Raw genomic sequence first — 17,571 nt, forward strand, 5'->3', positions numbered from 1 at the left:
TCGAGCAACCCGACACCGACGCCGTGAAGGCTCAGATGCAGCACGTCCCGGACGCGGTGGAGGCCAAGCTCCCCAAGGCCGCAGCCCACTTGGACCGATGCCGTACTCGGCGGAGAGGGCGGCGGCGAAGTGGGAGCTGTTCCAGCCCTCCACCACGAAGCTGATCACGCCGACGCGCGGGGCGTCGTCGCCGAAGAGGGAGAGGACCCGGACCTCGGGGACCTCGGCAAGGCCCGCGCGGACCTTCGCGATCAGGCGTTCCTCACGGGCGACCAGGGTGTCCCAGCCCGTCTCGGCCAGCGCCTTGCAGGCGGAGGCGATGGCGTAGGCGCCGATGACGTTGGGCGACCCCGCCTCGTGGCGCGCGGCGCTCTCGTGCCACTCCACGGCCACTCCCCCGTCCTCGCGCCGGGTGACCTTGCGGCTGGCGCCGCCGCCCGCGAGGTAGGGCTCGGCGGCCCGCAGCCAGTCGGCGCGGCCGGCCAGGACGCCGGAGCCGAAGGGGGCGTACAGCTTGTGGCCGGAGAAGGCGACCCAGTCGACGTCCAGGTCCCGGACGGAGACGGGGTGGTGCGGGGCCAGCTGGGCCGCGTCCAGGACGATCCGGGCGCCGTGCGCGTGCGCGACGGCCGCGAGCTCCCGTACCGGCCACAGCTCGCCGGTGACGTTGGACGCTCCGGTGACGCAGACCAGGGCCGGGCCGTGCCCCTCTGGAACAGACGCGGCGCGGTCGGCGAGGGCGCGCTCCAGGGTCTCGACGGCCTGCCGCGGGGTGCGGGGCGCGTCGAGGCAGGTGACCCGGGCGTCCGGCCAGGGCAGCAGGCTCGCGTGGTGCTCGGTCTCGAAGACGAAGACCTGGCAGTCGGCGGGGAGGGTGCGGGCCAGCAGGTTGAGGGAGTCCGTCGTCGAGCGGGTGAAGATCAGCTGGTCGTCGGGGCGGCAGTCGAGGAACCCGGCGACGGTCCGACGGGCGTTCTCGAAGAGGTCCGTGGAGAGCTGGGAGAGGTAGCCGGCGCCGCGGTGGACGCTGCCGTAGTAGGGGGCGTACGCCGCCACGTCGTCCCAGACCCGCTGCAAGGCCGGGGCGCTGGCCGCGTAGTCGAGGGCGGCATAGGTGACCTCGCCGCCGGTGACGAGCGGGACGGTGACATCTCGCCCCAGGACGGACAGAGGGGCACAAACGGACGGGGCGGAGGCAGCGGTCGAGACGGACATGGCGGAACTCCCGTGAGAGGCAAGGCGGAATCACCGTGCGAGCACGCGGACGACCGCGGCGCCGGCCCGGCGAAACCGAAGGAACCCGAAGAAACCCGAAGAAACCGAAGGAACCCGAAGGAAAACGGAGAACCTCGGAGAATCTCGGAGAATCTCGGAGGAAAGGAAAAGGGGATGCGGAGGCGGGGCTCTGCGGCCCTATCGCATTCGCTTGCTCACGGAAGGCTCCTCGACGACCAGGACCCCTGGTGTACGAGGGGTCCGCGCTTGCCGTGGACCTCGCTGCCCACGACCTGGTCTTCACCCGGGGCACCCCGCCACGGACGGAGGGTTGCCGGACAGTCGGCCGGGGCCTCATGACTGTCACTCATGACCTTGGAAGAAACGTAGGCGAAGTGATCGCGGACGCGCAACTCCTGTCCGGATGACGGGACACCGCCAGGGGCCGACGCCGGTTCGGCACCGCCGGAGAGGCCGTGTGCGGTTGCGCGCCGTCGCGGCGGAAGAACGTGACCGACCAGCGGAACGGCCGCGTCGTGCGCGGCGGCGGTGCCCAGGGCGGATCAGGCACCGCCGCCTCAGGTTCTTCCCCGCCGCGACGGCGATCAGCCGTGACGGCGGATTCCGGCGGTGCCGAACAGCGCCTCAGCCCCGCCACCCAGCGTCCCCCTACGTGTCCGTCTACTTGTTCGTCGCCATCGCCCAGCGCTCCAGGACCTGCTTGGCCGAGCCCGAGTCGATCGACTCGGCCGCCCTGTCCATGCCTGCCCGGAGCTGTTCGGCCAGCGTCCCCGTGCCGGGGTCGAGGGCCACCAGGGCCGCAGCCGAGTTCAGCAGCACCGCGTCCCGTACCGGCCCTTGCTCGCCGTCCAGCAGCCTGCGGGCCACCTCCGCGTTGTACGACGGGTCGCCGCCCCGCAGGGCCGCCACGGGGACCAGGTCGATGCCGACGTCGCGGGGGTCGAAAACCTCCTCGGTGACCTTGCCGTCGCGGACGATCCAGACGTGGGACGTGGCGGTCGTCGTCAGTTCGTCGAGGCCGTCGTCGCCGCGGAAGACCAGGGAGGAGTTGCCGCGCTCCGCGAAGACGCCCGCGACGATCGGTGCCATGCGCGGGTCCGCGACGCCGACCGCCTGGGCCCGGACCTGCGCGGGGTTGGTCAGCGGGCCGAGGATGTTGAACACCGTGCGGATGCCCAGCTGGCCGCGCGCGGCGCCCGCGTGACGCAGCGCCGGGTGGAACTTGATGGCGAAGCAGAAGGTGATGCCGGCCTCCTCGGCGACCTCGGCGACCCGCTGCGGGGTCAGGTCGAGGTTGACGCCGAGCCTCTCCAGGACGTCCGACGCACCGGACGCGGAGGAGGCCGCGCGGTTGCCGTGCTTGACGACCTTCGCGCCCGTGCCGGCCACCACCAGCGCCGACATCGTGGAGATGTTCACCGTCTTCGCGCCGTCGCCGCCGGTCCCGACGATGTCGACCGTGCGGCCCGGCACCTCGATGACGTTGGCGTGCTCGTACATCGTGCGGACGAGCCCGTTGATCTCCTCGACGGTCTCGCCCTTGGCCCGCAGGGCGACGACGAAGCCCGCGATCTGGGCGTCGGTGGCCTGGCCGCGCATGATCTGGTCCATCGCCCAGGCCGTCGCGTCGGCGCTCTGGTCCTGGCCGTACAGGAGCGCGTTCAGCACCTCGGGCCAGGAACGGCCCGCCGCGATGTCGCCTCCAGCGGGGGTCACAGCGCTCATGAGGCCGCTCCTGATCGTCGTACGGGAAAGAGAGCTTTTTCAGGCCTACCCTATCCAGCTCCGGGCATCGCGAAGGGCCCCCGTCCGGTGTGCGGACGGGGGCCCTTCGGCTGCGGCGTGGCGACGCCGTCGATCAGTGGTGGCCGTGGCCGCTCGTGATCTCCTTGTACTCCTCGACGGTCGGCTTCGGGATCTGGTTGTCCTCGCCGTAGTAGGCGTTGCTCAGCTTGGCGCGGAGCTTCTCGGAGCCCTTGATCTTGCGCTCGACACCGTTCTCGTCGACCGCCGGGCCGACCTGGGCCGGCTCGTACTGGTGGTGCGCCGTGAGGGTGTGCAGCTGCTCCTGCGAGAGCGGCTCGTGGACCTCGATGAACTCACCGTGCGGCAGCCGCTTGATGATGCCGGTCTCGCGGCCGTGCAGCACCTTGTCGCGGTCCCGGCGCTGCAGGCCGAGGCAGATGCGCTTGGTGACGACGAACGCGATCACCGGTCCGGCGAAGAAGAAGATCCGGACGAACCAGGTCACGTCGTTGATCGACAGGTGGAAGTGGGTGGCGATGAGGTCGTTGCCACCACCGACCAGACCCACCATGTACACGGTCACCCAGGCGACACCGAACCCGGTACGGGTCGGAGCGTTGCGCGGGCGGTCCAGGATGTGGTGCTCGCTCTTGTCGCCGGTGACCCAGGACTCGATGAACGGGTAGACCGCGATCGCCCCGAGGACCAGACCGAACAGGACCAGCGGGATGAAGACGCCGAGGACCAGGGTGTGGCCCCAGAAGTTGACCTCCCAGCCCGGCATGTACCGGATCAGACCCTCGGCGAAGCCCATGTACCAGTCGGGCTGGGCGCCGGTGGACACCTGGTCCGGACGGTAGGGGCCCATGGCCCAGATCGGGTTGATCTGGGTGGTCGCCGCGATGGCCGCGATGACACCGAAGACCAGGAAGAAGAAGCCTCCGGCCTTGGCCATGTAGACCGGCAGCAGCGGCATGCCGACGACGTTCTTCTCGCTCTTTCCGGGACCCGCGAACTGCGTGTGCTTGTGGTAGAAGACCAGGATCAGGTGGCCCACCATCAGGCCGAGCATGATGCCCGGCAGCAGCAGGATGTGGATCGAGTAGAACCGGGCGACGAAGTCGTGGCCGGGGAACTCGCCGCCGAAGAGGAAGTACGAGATGTACGTGCCGACGATCGGCATCGACAGGATGGCGCCCTCGGTGAAGCGGACACCGGTGCCGGAGAGCAGGTCGTCCGGGAGCGAGTAGCCGGTGAAACCGGTGAACATGCCGAGGACGAACAGCAGGAAGCCGAACAGCCAGTTGATCTCACGCGGCTTGCGGAACGCGCCGGTGAAGAACACGCGCATCATGTGCACGAACATGCCGGCGAGGAAGATCAGCGCGGCCCAGTGGTGGATCTGCCGGATGAGCAGACCACCGCGCACGTCGAAGGAGATGTGCAGGGTCGAGTTGAACGCCTCGGACATCAGCTGTCCCTGGAGCGGGACGTAGCTGCCGTGGTACTCCACCTCGTTCATCGACGGGTGGAAGAACAGCGTCAGGTACACACCCGTCAGGATGATGATGATGAAGCTGTACATGCACACTTCGCCCAACATGAACGACCAGTGGTCGGGGAAGATCTTGCGCATGTTGGACTTGGCGAGGGAGTAGATCCCGAGCCGTCCGTCGGCCCAGTCGGCGACACGCTCGCCGGCCGGGGCCTTCCCGCGTTCGCGGGACTCTGAGTTTTCTGAAGTGCTCATCCGCGCTCCCAGAATGCAGGACCGACGGGCTCCTCGAAGTCGCCGAGCGCCTGGAGGTAGCCCTCCTCGCTCACACCGATGCGCAGCTGCGGCAGGGCGTGACCGGCCGGGCCGAAGATCACTCGGGCACCGTCGGAGAGGTCGAAGGTGGACTGGTGGCACGGGCAGAGCACGTGGTGGGTCTGCTGCTCGTACAGCGAGATCGGGCAGCCCACGTGGGTGCAGATCTTCGAGTAGGCGACGATGCCCTCGTGCGACCACTCGAGCTCGCGCTTGTCCTTGATGTTGTCCGGCTGGAGCCGGATGATCATCAGGGCCGCCTTCGCCATCACGTTCTGGAAGTCCTCCTGGGACTCCTCGACGCCCTCGGGCTTGGCGAAGGTCAGCGAGCCGACGGCGACGTCGGAGGGACGCAGCGGCTCGTTGGTGTTCATGTTGACGAGCAGCTTGCCCTTCGACCACGCCGTGTGCCGCAGCGAGGTGCCGGGCAGCGGGCCGAGGTCGCGCAGCAGCACGACGCCGGAGAGCGGGACCAGGGTCAGCGCGCCGAACATGGTGTTGCGGATCAGCTTGCGCCGGCCGAGCGCCGATTCCTTGGCGCCCTGCTTGAAGTCGGCCAGGACCTTGGCCTTGACCTCCGGCGGCGCCGAGATGGCGTGCCGCTCGTCGGCGACCTCCACGTCGGACATCAGGGTGCGGGCCCAGTGGACCGCGCCCGCGCCGATGCAGAACAGCGCCGCACCGAGGGTCAGGCCCAGCGCGAAGTTCAGCGCGCTGATGTGACCGATCGGGAAGACGAAGATCGACTTGTCTTTCGGGATGGTCACATAGGAGGCGATGAAGCCGACGGTGGCCAGCATCGACACCGTGAACAGCATGGCCACGACGCGCTCGGACCGCTTGGCGGCCCGCTCGTCGATGTCCTGGATGCGGTGCTCGTGCGGCGGCAGACCCGGGTCCGAGAACGGGTCCTTCTCGTCCGCCACACTCACGGCGGTGTGCGCGTGCGCGTGGTCCTGCTCAGCGGGCAGGTTCTCTTCTGGAATGTCTTGGCTACTCATGACTTCTTGGCCTTTGCGGTCCGAGCGGCGACCCAGACGGCGACCGCGATCAGTGCACCGAGACCGAAGATCCACGCGAACAGACCCTCGCTGACCGGCCCGAGGCCGCCCAGGTTGAGACCGCCGGGGTTCTCCGTGTTGCTGCTGTTGACCGCGTTCAGGTACCCGATGATGTCCTTCTTGTTCTTCTCCGTCAGCGTCGTGTCGGGGAAGGACGGCATGTTCTGCGGGCCCGTCTGCATGGCCTCGTACATGTGCTTCGGGTCGACGCCCTCAAGGCTCGGTGCGAACTTGCCCTTGGTCAGCGCACCACCCGCACCCACGAAGTTGTGGCACTGCGCGCAGTTGGTGCGGAAGAGCTCGCCGCCCTTGGCGATGTCGGCACCGTCCGGGCCGTACTGCTCCTTGGTCGGAACCTCGGGACCGGCGCCCAGCGAGGCGACGTACGCCGCGAGCTGGTCGATCTGGGCCTGGGTGTAGATGTTCTTCTTCTTGACGACCTGCGGGCCCTGCGAGGTGGCGGCCGGCATACGGCCGGTGCCGACCTGGAAGTCGACGGCCGCGGCGCCCACGCCCACCAGGCTGGGGCCGTCGGACGAGCCCTGACCCCCGGTGCCGTGGCAGCTGGCGCAGCCGACCGAGTAGAGCTTCTTGCCCTCTTCGATCGTCAGGGACTGAGAGGTCTCATCGGCCTGCGCCTTGCTCGCGGGTGCGAGCGCGGCGTAGGCCCCCCCAGTGCCCACCAGCGCGAGGAGTAGGACGACGACCGCCGCCAGCGGATGGCGTCGTCGTGCGGAGAGCTTTTTCACGGATTACCCCGGTGTCAGGATCTTCTGCGTCGATGCTTCTGGAAAGTGCGCTTCTGCGGCGCGTGGAGCCGGCCCGGCTACTTGATCAGGTAGATCGTGGCGAAGAGGCCGATCCAGACGACGTCGACGAAGTGCCAGTAGTAGGACACGACGATGGCCGCGGTCGCCTGCTCGTGTGTGAACCTCTTCGCCGCGTAGGTGCGCCCCAGGACGAACAGGAAGGCGATGAGGCCGCCCGTCACGTGCATGCCGTGGAAGCCGGTGGTCAGGTAGAACACCGAACCGTACGGGTCGGAGGAGAGGGAGATCCCGTCCTCCTTGACCAGGTTCGTGTACTCGTAGATCTGACCGCCGATGAAGATCGCACCCATCACGAAGGTGAGGATGAACCAGCCCCGGAGCTTCTTCACGTCCCCGCGCTCGGCGGCGAACACGCCGAGCTGGCAGGTGAGGGAGGAGAGGACCAGGATCGTGGTGTTGGTCGCCGAGAAGGGGATGTTGAGATGACTCGCCATCTCCTTCCAGTGCGCCTCGCCGGTCACCGATCGCAGGGTGAAGTACATCGCGAAGAGGGCCGCGAAGAACATCAGCTCGGAACTCAGCCAGATGATGGTTCCGACGCTGGTGAGGTTCGGCCTGTTGACCGACGGGTGCGCGTGCCCGGTTTCTACTGTCGTTGCTGTCGCCACGACCGACATTATGTCGGTCGCTTATCTCGCGCTCACTCCGGGGGGTGCCGTTCGGAGTGTCCGCCCCCTGTGTAGTGCCCGGATGGCCCATCGAAGCGGTGTTCCAACAGGTGTTGACGCGGTGTTCAGGGGAGTAGCATCCGGCGCATCGGTCCTGTCCGTACGACGCCGACGTCTCGGAGGAACAATGCAGCCGACCGCCACGGTGCTGGTCTACAGCGACGACTCCAACACCCGCGAGCAGGTACGGCTGGCCGCCGGCCGGCGACCGGCTCCCGATGTGCCGTTCGTCGAGTTCGTGGAGTGCGCCACGCCTGCCGCGGTGCTGCACGAGCTGGACCGAGGGGGCGTCGATGTGTGCGTCCTCGACGGGGAGGCCGTGCCCATGGGGGGCATGGGGATGTGCCGGCAGATCAAGGACGAGGTGTTCAACTGCCCGCCGGTGCTGCTGCTCATCGGCCGGCCCCAGGACGCGTGGCTGGCCACGTGGAGCCGGGCGGACGCCGCTGTGACGCTGCCGGTGGAGCCGGTGGAGTTCGCGTCGGCGCTGGCGTCCTTGCTGCGGCAGGGGAGGCTGCAGAGCGCCTAGGAGGGGGCGGGGCGCGGTGCGTGCGCGGGTACCGGTGGTGTGTGGCTGGGCGCGCCCGCGCGGCGGTAGCCGCATGTCGGCTACCGCCCCGCGCCCCGTACGCGGCGGTTGCCGCCGGGGGCGTCTCACAGTGCGGCCGGCTGTACCCTCACCGCGTCCTGCGGCCTTTGGGCGTCCGGGGCGCCGGCGTTGAGGGCACTGCCCTTGCGCCAGTCCTTCCAGACGAGGTTCCAGTCGCCGAAGCCGTTGCCGAAGTTCTCCATCTCCTTGCCGTTGGAGTTGACGACCTTCACCAGGTCGCCCGGGTGGAAGGTGTCGAAGAACCACTCGGCGTTCGAGGTGCTCATGCCGGTGCAGCCGTGGCTGACGTTCTCGTAGCCCTGGGAGCCCACCGACCAGGGCGCGGCATGCACGTACTCGCCTGACCAGGTCACCCGGGTGGCGTAGTAGACCGGCAGGTCGTACGAGTCCGAGGTGCCCGCGGCGATGCCGACCGTGGTGCTGCGCATACGTACGAAGGACTGCTTCTCCAGGACGACCTTGACACCGTTGCGAGTCTCGTAGCCCGGTTTGCCGGTCGTGACGGGGATCTGCTTGATCTCCTTGTCGTTCCTGTAGATCGTCATCTGGTGGTCGCCGGCGTCCGTGACGGCCAGCAACTTGTCGCCGGTGGTGAGCGTGAGCGGCTTGGCCGCGCCGCCCCACAGGCGGTCGCTGATCTTCACGCCGTCCAGGTTGCTGTGCACCTGGACGGTGGCGTGGGCGGGCCAGTAGTCCTTGGGCCGGTAGTGGAGTTCCTTGTCGCTCACCCAGTACCAGGAGCCCTCCACGGCCGGGACGGAGTCGACCCGCAGGGCGCGCTCGACGACGGCGCGCTGGGCCTTGTCCTTGATCGCGCGGTCGAGTTCGGCGGTGACCGGCTGGCCCACGCCGTACTCGCCCGCCTGGGGGCCGAAGGTGACCTTCAGCCGCTGCCGGGTGGTGGGCGTGCTGGTGTCGAAGGTGAGGACCTTGCGGCCGGGCGTGCCGTCCTCGTCCTCGGTACTCACCTGGACCGTGTAGTGGGCGTTGGCGGCCAGCGGGGAGGTGCTGTGCCAGCGGTGGCCGTCGGCGTCGAGTTCGCCCGCCACGAAGCGACCGGTGGCGTCCTGGGCCGTGACGTCCGTGATGCGGTCCTCGTCGCTCTTGGCGACGACTTCCAGGGGCTTGTCGGGGTCGGCCCGCTTCCCCGTCCCGGTGGGGGTGTTGAAGGAGATCTGGTCCGCCGCGTCGTACGGCTTGTCCGCGAGGGGGTTGCCGTCCGAACCGCAGGCGGTGACGCCCGCGCCGAGGGCGATCACCAGCAGGGCGCAGCTGACGACGGTACGGGCGCACGGAGAGTGACTCATATTGTCACGCTATGAGATGTTTTCCGGACCAGCACGACAGGTAGTCCGGACGGGGGACCCGCACTGGGCCGAAGAGCGGATCGGGCCGGGGCGGGGCGGGCCGGGAACGGCGGGAGCCCGGACCCTCCTGACGGAGGGTCCGGGCTCCCGGTGCGCTCGGCGCGTGCCTACTGGGTGCGGTTCTCACCGTGGTAGTACTCGAACACCCAGCCGAAGAGACCGATCAGGATGATGGGCGCCGCGAAGTACAGCAGCCACCAGCCGACGGCGACACCGAGGAAGGCCAGCGCGCCACCGACACCGAGGGCGAGCGGCTGCCAGCTGTGCGGGCTGAAGAAGCCGATCTCGCCCGCGTCGTCCGCGACGTCGGCCTCCTTGTTGTCCTGGGCACCGGCGTCCACCCGCGAGGCCGTGAAGCCCAGGTAGAAGCCGATCATGATGCACAGGGCGAAGGACATGAAGAGTGCCGTGGTGCCGGCCGCCTCCTTCGACCACACGCCATAGACGATCGCCATGGCGAGGACGAAGACGCTCAGCCACACGAACAAGCGGCCCTGGATCTTCACTTGCCGGCCTCCTTGCTGCCCGCGACAGCGACGGCGGCCTGGCCGTGCTCCAGCTGCTCCAGGGCGGCGATCTCAGGGTGGTGCAGGTCGAACGCCGGGGATTCGCTGCGGATCCGCGGCAGGGTGACGAAGTTGTGCCGCGGCGGCGGGCAGGAGGTCGCCCACTCCAGCGAACGGCCGTAGCCCCACGGGTCGTCGACGCCGACCGGCTTGCCGTACTTGGCCGTCTTCCACACGTTGTAGAGGAACGGCAGGATCGACAGGCCGAGCAGGAAGGAGCTGATCGTCGAGATCGTGTTCAGCGTGGTGAAGCCGTCGGCCGCCAGGTAGTCGGCGTACCGGCGCGGCATGCCCTCCGCGCCCAGCCAGTGCTGGACCAGGAAGGTGCCGTGGAAGCCGATGAACAGCGTCCAGAAGGTGACCTTGCCGAGGCGCTCGTCGAGCATCTTGCCCGTCATCTTCGGCCACCAGAAGTGGAAGCCGGAGAACATCGCGAAGACGACCGTGCCGAAGACCACGTAGTGGAAGTGGGCCACCACGAAGTACGAGTCGGAGACGTGGAAGTCCATCGGCGGCGAGGCCAGGATGACACCGGTCAGACCACCGAAGGTGAAGGTGATCAGGAAGCCGGTGGCCCAGAGCATCGGTGTCTCGAAGGACAGCGATCCCTTCCACATGGTGCCGATCCAGTTGAAGAACTTCACACCGGTCGGGACCGCGATCAGGAAGGTCATGAAGGAGAAGAACGGCAGCAGCACACCGCCGGTGACGTACATGTGGTGGGCCCACACGGTGATGGACAGACCGGCGATCGCGATGGTGGCCGCGATCAGACCCATGTAGCCGAACATCGGCTTGCGGGAGAAGACCGGGATGACCTCGGAGATGATGCCGAAGAACGGCAGCGCGATGATGTACACCTCTGGGTGTCCGAAGAACCAGAAGAGGTGTTGCCAGAGCAGTGCTCCGCCGTTGGTGGCATCGAACACGTGGGCGCCGAATTTTCGGTCCGCCTCCAGGGCGAACAGCGCGGCGGCGAGGACGGGGAAGGCGAGCAGGACCAGGACGGCGGTCAGCAGCACGTTCCACACGAAGATCGGCATGCGGAACATCGTCATGCCGGGGGCACGCATGCAGATGATCGTGGTGATGAAGTTGACCGCGCCGAGGATGGTGCCGAAGCCGGACATGGCCAGACCCATGATCCACATGTCGGCGCCGAGGCCCGGCGAGCGGACCGCGTCCGACAGCGGGGAGTAGGCGAACCAGCCGAAGTCGGCCGCACCCTGCGGGGTGAGGAAACCGCCGACCGCGATGGTCGAACCGAACAGGTAGAGCCAGTAGGCGAACATGTTCAGCCGCGGGAACGCGACGTCCGGCGCGCCGATCTGGAGCGGCATGATCCAGTTCGTGAAGCCGGCGAACAGCGGCGTCGCGAACATCAGCAGCATGATCGTGCCGTGCATCGTGAACGCCTGGTTGAACTGCTCGTTCGACATGATCTGCAGACCGGGGCGGGCGAGCTCGGCGCGCATCAGCAGCGCCATCACACCGCCGATCAGGAAGAACGCGAACGACGTGACCAGATACAGCGTTCCGATGGTCTTGTGGTCGGTGGTGGTGAGCCACTTGACGACCACGTTGCCGGGCTGCTTGCGCCTGACCGGCAGCTCGTTCTCGTACGAGTCCTCAGCTGCCGCGGCACCCTGGGGTTCGTTGAGGATGCTCACAGGTTGTTCGTCTCCCGGTTCTTCTCGTGGCTCGTCTGCGCGATGCCGGCGGGAATGTAACCGGTCTGCCCCTTCTTGGCGAGGTCCTTGAGGTGCTGCTGGTAACGCTCGGGCGAGACGACCTTCACGTTGAACAGCATCCGGGAGTGGTCGACGCCGCAGAGTTCGGCACACTTGCCGAGGAAGGTGCCCTCCTGGTTGGGAGTCACCTGGAATGCGTTGGTGTGGCCCGGGATGACGTCCATCTTCATCAGGAACGGCACCACCCAGAAGGAGTGGATGACGTCACGCGAGGTGAGGACGAAGCGGACGGTCTCGCCCTTGGGCAGCCAGAGCGTCGGACCGGGGTTGCCGGTCTGCGGGTTCTTCGTGCCGGGCGTGCCGACGTCGTAGACACCGCCGGCGGCCGCCGGGAATTCCTTCTTGAACCGGTCCGGAATGGCGTCCAGGTTCTTGTCGGTCTTCGCGTCACCGGTGACACCGTCGACGGGCGTGATGTAGTTGAAGCCCCAGCTCCACTGGAAGCCCACCACGTTCACCGTGACGTCGGGCTTCTTGTCGGTGAGGCTGAGCAGCTTCGTCTCGTCGCGGGCCGTGAAGTAGAACAGCACCGAGACGATGATGAGCGGCACCACCGTGTACAGGGCCTCGATCGGCATGTTGTACCGGGTCTGTGCCGGGACCTCGATCTTGGTGCGGCTGCGCCGGTGGAAGATGGCGCTCCAGATGATCAGACCCCACACCAGCACGCCGACGGCGAGCGCGGCGGCCCAGGAGCCCTGCCACAGGGAGAGGATCCGCGGAGCCTCTTCCGTGGTCGGGGTGGGCATACCAAGGCGGGGGAAGTCCTTGTATGTGCAACCGGTAGCGGTCGCCAGGACCAGGCCCGCGGTCATTGCCTGCAGCAGCTTCCGCCGCATCGGGCGCCGCGGCGAGCGGTCGGAGCCGTTGGGACTCACGTAGCGCCTTCCCGAGAGTCTCGCCCGCGCGGTCGGCTGCGGCCTTCTCGCTGGTCGGTCGCCGCCCTGCGTCGGGCAGGGGTTTGGATGTTTATGCGGACCAAACCCTAGCCGACGCCCTCCGGGGGTTCGCGGGGAGGGGGGCATACGCGCCGCGGGTCACTCCGTAGGGGTGGGAATGGGCGCCCAATAGCTCGGGTTGTCGCGGTTTGCGGTGCGGGTGCGGGCGCGTCGTGGCTTGTCGCGCCCGCCGCGGAGCCGCATACGGACATGGCCACGGCCCCGCGCCCCGGAGGTCAAGTACTCCACCGGAGTCTTACCGTTGCCGTGTGCCCTACTTTGACGCTGCGTCCGCTGCCCCCCTCCATCCCGTGGCCCGGCAGGCGTTGTCGGCCGCTCTGGACGACGGGTGGGCCGACCCCTCCCGGCTGTATCGCGAGGGGCGCAAGGCGCGCATGCTGCTGGACGCCGCCCGGGAGGCGGCCGCCGAGGCCGTCGGCTGCCGGGCGGACGAGCTGACGTTCACGCCGTCCGGGACACGGGCCGTCCATACCGGCATGGCAGGCGCGTTGGCCGGTCGGCGCCGTACCGGACGTCACCTGATCGTGTCAGCCGTCGAACACTCCTCGGTACTCCATTCGGCCGAGGTGTTCGAGGCGGAGGGCGGCCAGGTGACCCAGGTGCCGGTGTCGCGGACGGGAGCGGTGGACGTCGGCTCCTACCAGGCCGCTCTGCGGCCGGACACCGCGCTCGCCTGCCTCCAGTCGGCCAACCACGAGGTGGGGACCGTGCAGCCGGTGGCGGCGGTGGCCGAGGTGTGCCGGGCGGCCGGGGTGCCGTTGCTGGTGGACGCGGCGCAGTCGCTGGGGTGGGGACCGGTGGAGGGCGACTGGTCGTTGCTGACGGCGAGTGCGCACAAATGGGGTGGGCCGAGTGGGGTAGGGCTGCTGGCCGTACGCAAGGGGGTGCGGTTCGCGGTTCAAGGAGCGGTCGACGAGCGGGAGTCGGGGCGGGCACCCGGCTTCGAGAACCTGCCGGCGATCGTCGCGGCCGCCGCGTCGCTGCGGGCCGTACGGGCGGAGGCCGCGCAGGAGGCCGTACGGCTGCGGGGGCTGACGGCGCGGATCCGGGCGCGGGTGCCGGAGTTGGTGCCGGACGTGGAGGTGGTGGGCGACGCGGAGCGCCGGCTGCCCGGGATCGTCACCTTCTCCTGTCTCTATGTCGACGGAGAGACATTGCTGCACGAGCTGGACCGGGAGGGTTTCTCCGTCTCGTCCGGATCGTCCTGCACGAGCAGCACCCTGACGCCGAGCCATGTGCTCAAGGCGATGGGGGTGCTGAGTGAGGGGAACGTGCGGGTGTCGCTGCCGACGGGAGCGGTCGAGGCCGACGTCGACCGCTTCCTGGAGGTGCTGCCGGGGGTGGTGGCGGGGGTGCGGGAGAAGCTGGGCGCCCCGATGCCGGCGGCGACGGCGGTCCGCTCCGAGGAGACGGTCGTCGACTCCCTGGGCAAGCGGTGCCCGATCCCGGTCATCGAACTGGCGAAGGTCATCGGCACCGTGCCGGTGGGCGGCAGAGTGCGGGTCCTGTCCGACGACGAGGCGGCACGGCTGGACATCCCGGCCTGGTGCGAGATGCGGGGTCAGGAGTACGAGGGTGAGGAACCGGCGGACGGCGGAACGGCGTACCTGGTGCGCCGGGTGAGCTGAGCGCCCCCTTCAGGGGCGCGGGGCCGTGTCGGTCCGCGGCTGCCGCCGCGTGGGCACGACCAGCCCCACGCACCATCACCCGGCGACGTCAGACCAGATACCCCCGGACCTCCTCCGCGGCCTCGTCCCCGTACGCCTTGGTGAACCGCTCCATGAAGTGCCCCCGGAGCAGCTGGTACTCCTGCGTCCCCACGGTCTCGATGACCAGAGTCGCGAGCATGCACCCCACCTGAGCCGCCCGCTCCAGCGAGACCCCCCACGCGAGGCCCGAAAGGAACCCCGCGCGGAACGCGTCGCCGACACCCGTCGGGTCGGCCTTGCGCTCCTCGTCGGGGCAGCCGACCTCGATGGCCTCCTCGCCGACCCGCTCGATCCGCACCCCGCGCGCGCCGAGCGTCGTCACCCGGTGGCCGACCTTCGCGAGGATCTCCTCGTCGCTCCAGCCGGTCTTCGTCTCGATGAGCCCCTTCTCGTACTCGTTGGAGAAGAGGTACGTCGCGCCCTCCAGCAGTATCCGGACCTCGTCGCCGTTCATCCGGGCGATCTGCTGGGAGAAGTCGGCGGCGAAGGGGATGGCCCGGGTCCGGCACTCCTCCGTGTGACGGAGCATGCCCTCCGGGTCGTCCGCGCCGATCAGGACCAGGTCGAGTCCGCCCACCCGGTCGGCCACCGTCTTGAGCTCGATCAGCCGGGCCTCGCTCATCGCACCCGTGTAGAAGGAGCCGATCTGGTTGTGGTCGGCGTCGGTCGTGCACACGAAACGCGCGGTGTGCAGGGTCTCCGAGATGCGGACGGAGTCCGTGTCGACGCCGTGCCGGTCGAGCCACGCCCGGTACTCGTCGAAGTCGAAGCCGGCCGCGCCGACCAGGATCGGCCGGGTGCCGAGCTGTCCCATGCCGAACGCGATGTTCGCGCCGACGCCGCCCCGGCGGACGTCCAGGTTGTCGACCAGGAAGGAGAGCGAGACCGTGTGCAGCTGGTCCGCGACGAACTGGTCGGCGAAGCGGCCGGGGAAAGTCATGAGGTGGTCGGTGGCGATGGAGCCGGTGACTGCGATGCGCACGGCTGGGACTCTCCTGGGGGATTGAGAAGGCCGCGCGGCAGCGCCCGTTGGGAGGGCGGTGCCGGGCGACGGGCGGGAGTGCTCGACAGTTAACGCTACCGGGTCGGGTGGGCGCCCTGAAGGTGCCAAAACTACCCGATAGTAGCCCTTTCTTCGCGGCCCCTGGCGTGCATACGGTTCCGTCATGACGAACCTCAAGGTCCACGCCCCCGCTCCGGCCGACCTCGACGGCGACCTGGCGTCGCTGCGCGGGGACTGCGCCCGGATGGCCCGGCACTGGGCGGTTCCTGATCGCGGCGATGCCCGTCCGGTGTCCCCGTCACTCATCCACGGGGTGACCGTGCCGAAGAAGTCCGCCAGGCTTCTGGACGCGATGTCCGACTACGGCGACTGAGTCCCGCTCCGGCGCGTTTCCAGGGAACCGCGCGCTCCCCTCCCGCGTCCCATCGCCGTCCCCCGTGAAGGGGAGGCGGGATACGACACGGCAAGGAGCGATGCGGTGAAGAGCGAGCGACCCGAGAACGACGACGGCGCGGCCGCGGGCGGCACCGGGGAGCCCCCTGAGGACCGGCAGGCCGCGAAGTCGCCGAAGGCTGCCGGGGCCGACGCGCGGGCCGTAGCGGGGCCCGCCGAGGGCGCCGCGGCAGAGGTTCCGGAGCCGGAGGAGGCAGCCGAGCCGGGAGTGACCCCCGAGCCCGGGCCCGATGAGGCTCCCGAGCCCGACTCGGCCCCTGCCGCCGAGGCGGCCCCGGAGCCCTCGGACTCCCCCGCCGAGTCCTCGGACACCCCCGCCGAGCCGGAAGCGGCTCCCGATGTTCCCGAGACGGCGCCCGAGGCCGTGGCCGAGGGGGACACCGATGACCTTGCCGCCCCCCGCCGCCGCTCTCCCGCCCTCGTCATCGCCTCCGTGGCCGCCGCCGTCCTCCTGATCGGCGGTGGCGGTGCCTACCTCGCCGCGCACACCGGCTCCGGCTCCGGCGGCGGTACCGCCGCGGGCGCGTCCGGCGCTGCCACTCCCCCGCCCCTCGCCCTGGACGGCTACTCCTCCGGCGGCAACGGCATCGCCCCGGGGGAGCCCAACCCCTACGGGGTCACCTACAGGGCGAGCGGGACGCTCCCGGCCGGCCCCGGGTCGGCCGCCGTCTACCAGGCCTCCGGTGACGTCTCCAAGGACCGGGTCGCCGCGCTCGCGAAGGCGTTCGGGGTCGAGGGGGCCCCGGTGGCCGAGGGCCAGGTCTGGAAGGTCGGCACCGACAACGACGGCACCGGCGGGAGTCTCCAGGTGAACCGGACCGCGCCGGGCCTGTGGACGTACAGCCGCTACGCCCCGGGCACCGACAACTGCAAGAACGGCCCGGTGTGCACGCGGGACCCGGTGGTGCCGGCCGGTGACCCGGTGAGCGTCGCCGACGCCGAGCAGGCGGCGGCGCCGGTGCTGAAGGCGCTCGGCCAGGACGACGCGAAGCTCGACGCGAGCCAGGTGATGGGCGCCCAGCGGGTGGTGAACGCCGAACCGGTGGTCGGCGGCCTGCCGACGTACGGCTGGTCGACCGGGCTGACCGTCGGCAAGCAGGGCGAGGTGGTCAGCGGCAACGGGATGCTCGCGACGCCGGCGAAGGGCGACACGTATCCGGTGCTGAGCGCCGCGAAGACGCTGGCCCTGCTGAACGCGGCGCCGGGCTCCGGGCACCGGATGGGCATCGGCGGCTGCGCCGGTTCCGTACCGCCGAAGGACCGGCTGGAGCAGCCGTGCGCCGCGTCGTCGCCGTCGGCGCCCTCGGCCGTGATCGAGAAGGCGGTGTTCGGGCTGGCGTCGCAGTCGGTCGGCGGCCGGCAGGCGCTGGTGCCGTCCTGGCTGTTCCAGGTGCGCGGGGCGGCGGACCGGTACACCGTCACCTATCCGGCGGTGGACCCGGAGTACCTGGTCTCCGCCTCGGCGGCGGCCCCCTCGCCGAGTGCGAGCGCCTCGGCGGGGACCACGAAGGACGTGAAGGTGGACGGGTACACGGCCGACGGCCGCGATCTGACCGTCGCCTTCACCGGCGGGGTGTGCGCCGACTACAAGGCGACGGCGGACGAGGGTTCGGAGCAGGTGGTGGTGAAGGTGACCGCGACGCCCTGGCCGGACAAGATCTGCGTCATGATCGCCAAGCAGTACCACCAGACGATCCGCCTGGACGCGCCGCTGGACGGCCGGAAGGTGGTCGGCACGGACGGCAGGGCCGTGCCGACGGAGAAGGCGACGCCGCTGAACCCACAGGTGGGCTGAGCCGGCA

General features: G+C 69.4%; 15 protein-coding genes and 1 riboswitch. Of the genes, 4 read left to right on the forward strand and 11 right to left on the reverse strand.

The window, feature by feature from the left end; all coding sequences use genetic code 11:
• The 6 genes from AB0P24_RS36390 to AB0P24_RS36415 form a co-directional block, all read right to left on the reverse strand.
• The coding region (locus AB0P24_RS36390) for an aminotransferase class V-fold PLP-dependent enzyme (RefSeq protein ID WP_365801635.1) at nt 1-1,215 on the reverse strand (1,215 nt) is incomplete at its 3' end.
• A 258-nt stretch (nt 1,216-1,473) separates the two neighbouring features.
• A riboswitch (SAM riboswitch) is annotated at nt 1,474-1,590 on the reverse strand.
• A 306-nt stretch (nt 1,591-1,896) separates the two neighbouring features.
• Nucleotides 1,897-2,961 (reverse strand): anthranilate phosphoribosyltransferase, encoded by a 1,065-nt coding sequence (trpD, locus tag AB0P24_RS36395; RefSeq protein WP_365801637.1) that lies wholly within the window; start codon nt 2,959-2,961, stop codon nt 1,897-1,899.
• A gap of 133 nt (nt 2,962-3,094) precedes the next feature.
• Nucleotides 3,095-4,732 (reverse strand): cytochrome bc complex cytochrome b subunit, encoded by a 1,638-nt coding sequence (locus AB0P24_RS36400; protein WP_365801639.1) that lies wholly within the window; start codon nt 4,730-4,732, stop codon nt 3,095-3,097.
• On the reverse strand, nt 4,729-5,793 hold the full coding sequence (locus AB0P24_RS36405; RefSeq protein WP_234542625.1) for a Rieske 2Fe-2S domain-containing protein: 1,065 nt from the start codon (nt 5,791-5,793) through the stop codon (nt 4,729-4,731). The genes AB0P24_RS36400 and AB0P24_RS36405 overlap by 4 nt, the downstream gene beginning before the upstream one ends.
• Nucleotides 5,790-6,602 carry a c-type cytochrome gene (locus tag AB0P24_RS36410; protein ID WP_365801641.1) on the reverse strand — a complete coding sequence of 271 codons (813 nt, stop codon included), beginning with the start codon at nt 6,600-6,602 and terminating at the stop codon, nt 5,790-5,792. Before AB0P24_RS36410 ends, AB0P24_RS36405 begins: the two co-directional genes overlap by 4 nt.
• A 77-nt stretch (nt 6,603-6,679) precedes the next feature.
• Nucleotides 6,680-7,300, reverse strand: coding sequence for a heme-copper oxidase subunit III (locus tag AB0P24_RS36415; protein WP_365801643.1), 621 nt, complete (start codon nt 7,298-7,300; stop codon nt 6,680-6,682).
• Between the two features lie 178 nt (nt 7,301-7,478).
• On the opposite strand from AB0P24_RS36415, the gene AB0P24_RS36420 reads away from it, so the two are divergent.
• Nucleotides 7,479-7,880: a hypothetical protein gene (locus tag AB0P24_RS36420; protein ID WP_365801645.1), complete on the forward strand. Its 402-nt coding sequence runs from the start codon at nt 7,479-7,481 to the stop codon at nt 7,878-7,880.
• A gap of 125 nt (nt 7,881-8,005) precedes the next feature.
• On the opposite strand, the gene AB0P24_RS36425 is transcribed toward AB0P24_RS36420, so the two are convergent.
• The 4 genes from AB0P24_RS36425 to coxB all read right to left on the reverse strand — a co-directional run bounded on the left by AB0P24_RS36425 (nt 8,006) and on the right by coxB (nt 12,523).
• Entirely contained in the window at nt 8,006-9,268 is a 1,263-nt protein-coding gene (locus AB0P24_RS36425; protein WP_365801647.1) for an Ig-like domain-containing protein, read from the reverse strand.
• A gap of 167 nt (nt 9,269-9,435) precedes the next feature.
• Nucleotides 9,436-9,834 carry a cytochrome c oxidase subunit 4 gene (locus tag AB0P24_RS36430; RefSeq protein WP_365801649.1) on the reverse strand — a complete coding sequence of 133 codons (399 nt, stop codon included), beginning with the start codon at nt 9,832-9,834 and terminating at the stop codon, nt 9,436-9,438.
• Nucleotides 9,831-11,564: a cytochrome c oxidase subunit I gene (gene ctaD, locus AB0P24_RS36435; protein WP_365801651.1), complete on the reverse strand. Its 1,734-nt coding sequence runs from the start codon at nt 11,562-11,564 to the stop codon at nt 9,831-9,833. The genes AB0P24_RS36430 and ctaD overlap by 4 nt, the downstream gene beginning before the upstream one ends.
• Entirely contained in the window at nt 11,561-12,523 is a 963-nt protein-coding gene (coxB, locus tag AB0P24_RS36440; protein WP_365801653.1) for a cytochrome c oxidase subunit II, read from the reverse strand. Before coxB ends, ctaD begins: the two co-directional genes overlap by 4 nt.
• A gap of 329 nt (nt 12,524-12,852) precedes the next feature.
• Between coxB and AB0P24_RS36445 the strand changes: the two genes are divergently transcribed.
• The gene (locus AB0P24_RS36445; RefSeq protein WP_365801655.1) at nt 12,853-14,232 is read left to right on the forward strand and encodes an aminotransferase class V-fold PLP-dependent enzyme; all 1,380 of its coding nucleotides are present in this window, start codon (nt 12,853-12,855) and stop codon (nt 14,230-14,232) included.
• An 88-nt stretch (nt 14,233-14,320) separates the two neighbouring features.
• Here AB0P24_RS36445 and AB0P24_RS36450 read toward each other — a convergent pair whose 3' ends face one another.
• Nucleotides 14,321-15,295 carry a carbohydrate kinase family protein gene (locus AB0P24_RS36450; RefSeq protein WP_365801657.1) on the reverse strand — a complete coding sequence of 325 codons (975 nt, stop codon included), beginning with the start codon at nt 15,293-15,295 and terminating at the stop codon, nt 14,321-14,323.
• Between the two features lie 184 nt (nt 15,296-15,479).
• On the opposite strand from AB0P24_RS36450, the gene AB0P24_RS36455 reads away from it, so the two are divergent.
• Nucleotides 15,480-15,689: a hypothetical protein gene (locus tag AB0P24_RS36455; RefSeq protein WP_365801659.1), complete on the forward strand. Its 210-nt coding sequence runs from the start codon at nt 15,480-15,482 to the stop codon at nt 15,687-15,689.
• Nucleotides 15,690-15,794: 105 nt separating this feature from the next.
• Nucleotides 15,795-17,564, forward strand: coding sequence for a hypothetical protein (locus AB0P24_RS36460; protein ID WP_365801661.1), 1,770 nt, complete (start codon nt 15,795-15,797; stop codon nt 17,562-17,564).
• The last annotated feature ends 7 nt before the right edge of the window (nt 17,565-17,571 follow it).

It is taken from the genome of Streptomyces sp. NPDC086519 (assembly GCF_040686075.1).
GTDB classification, from domain to species: Bacteria; Actinomycetota; Actinomycetes; order Streptomycetales; family Streptomycetaceae; genus Streptomyces; species Streptomyces shenzhenensis.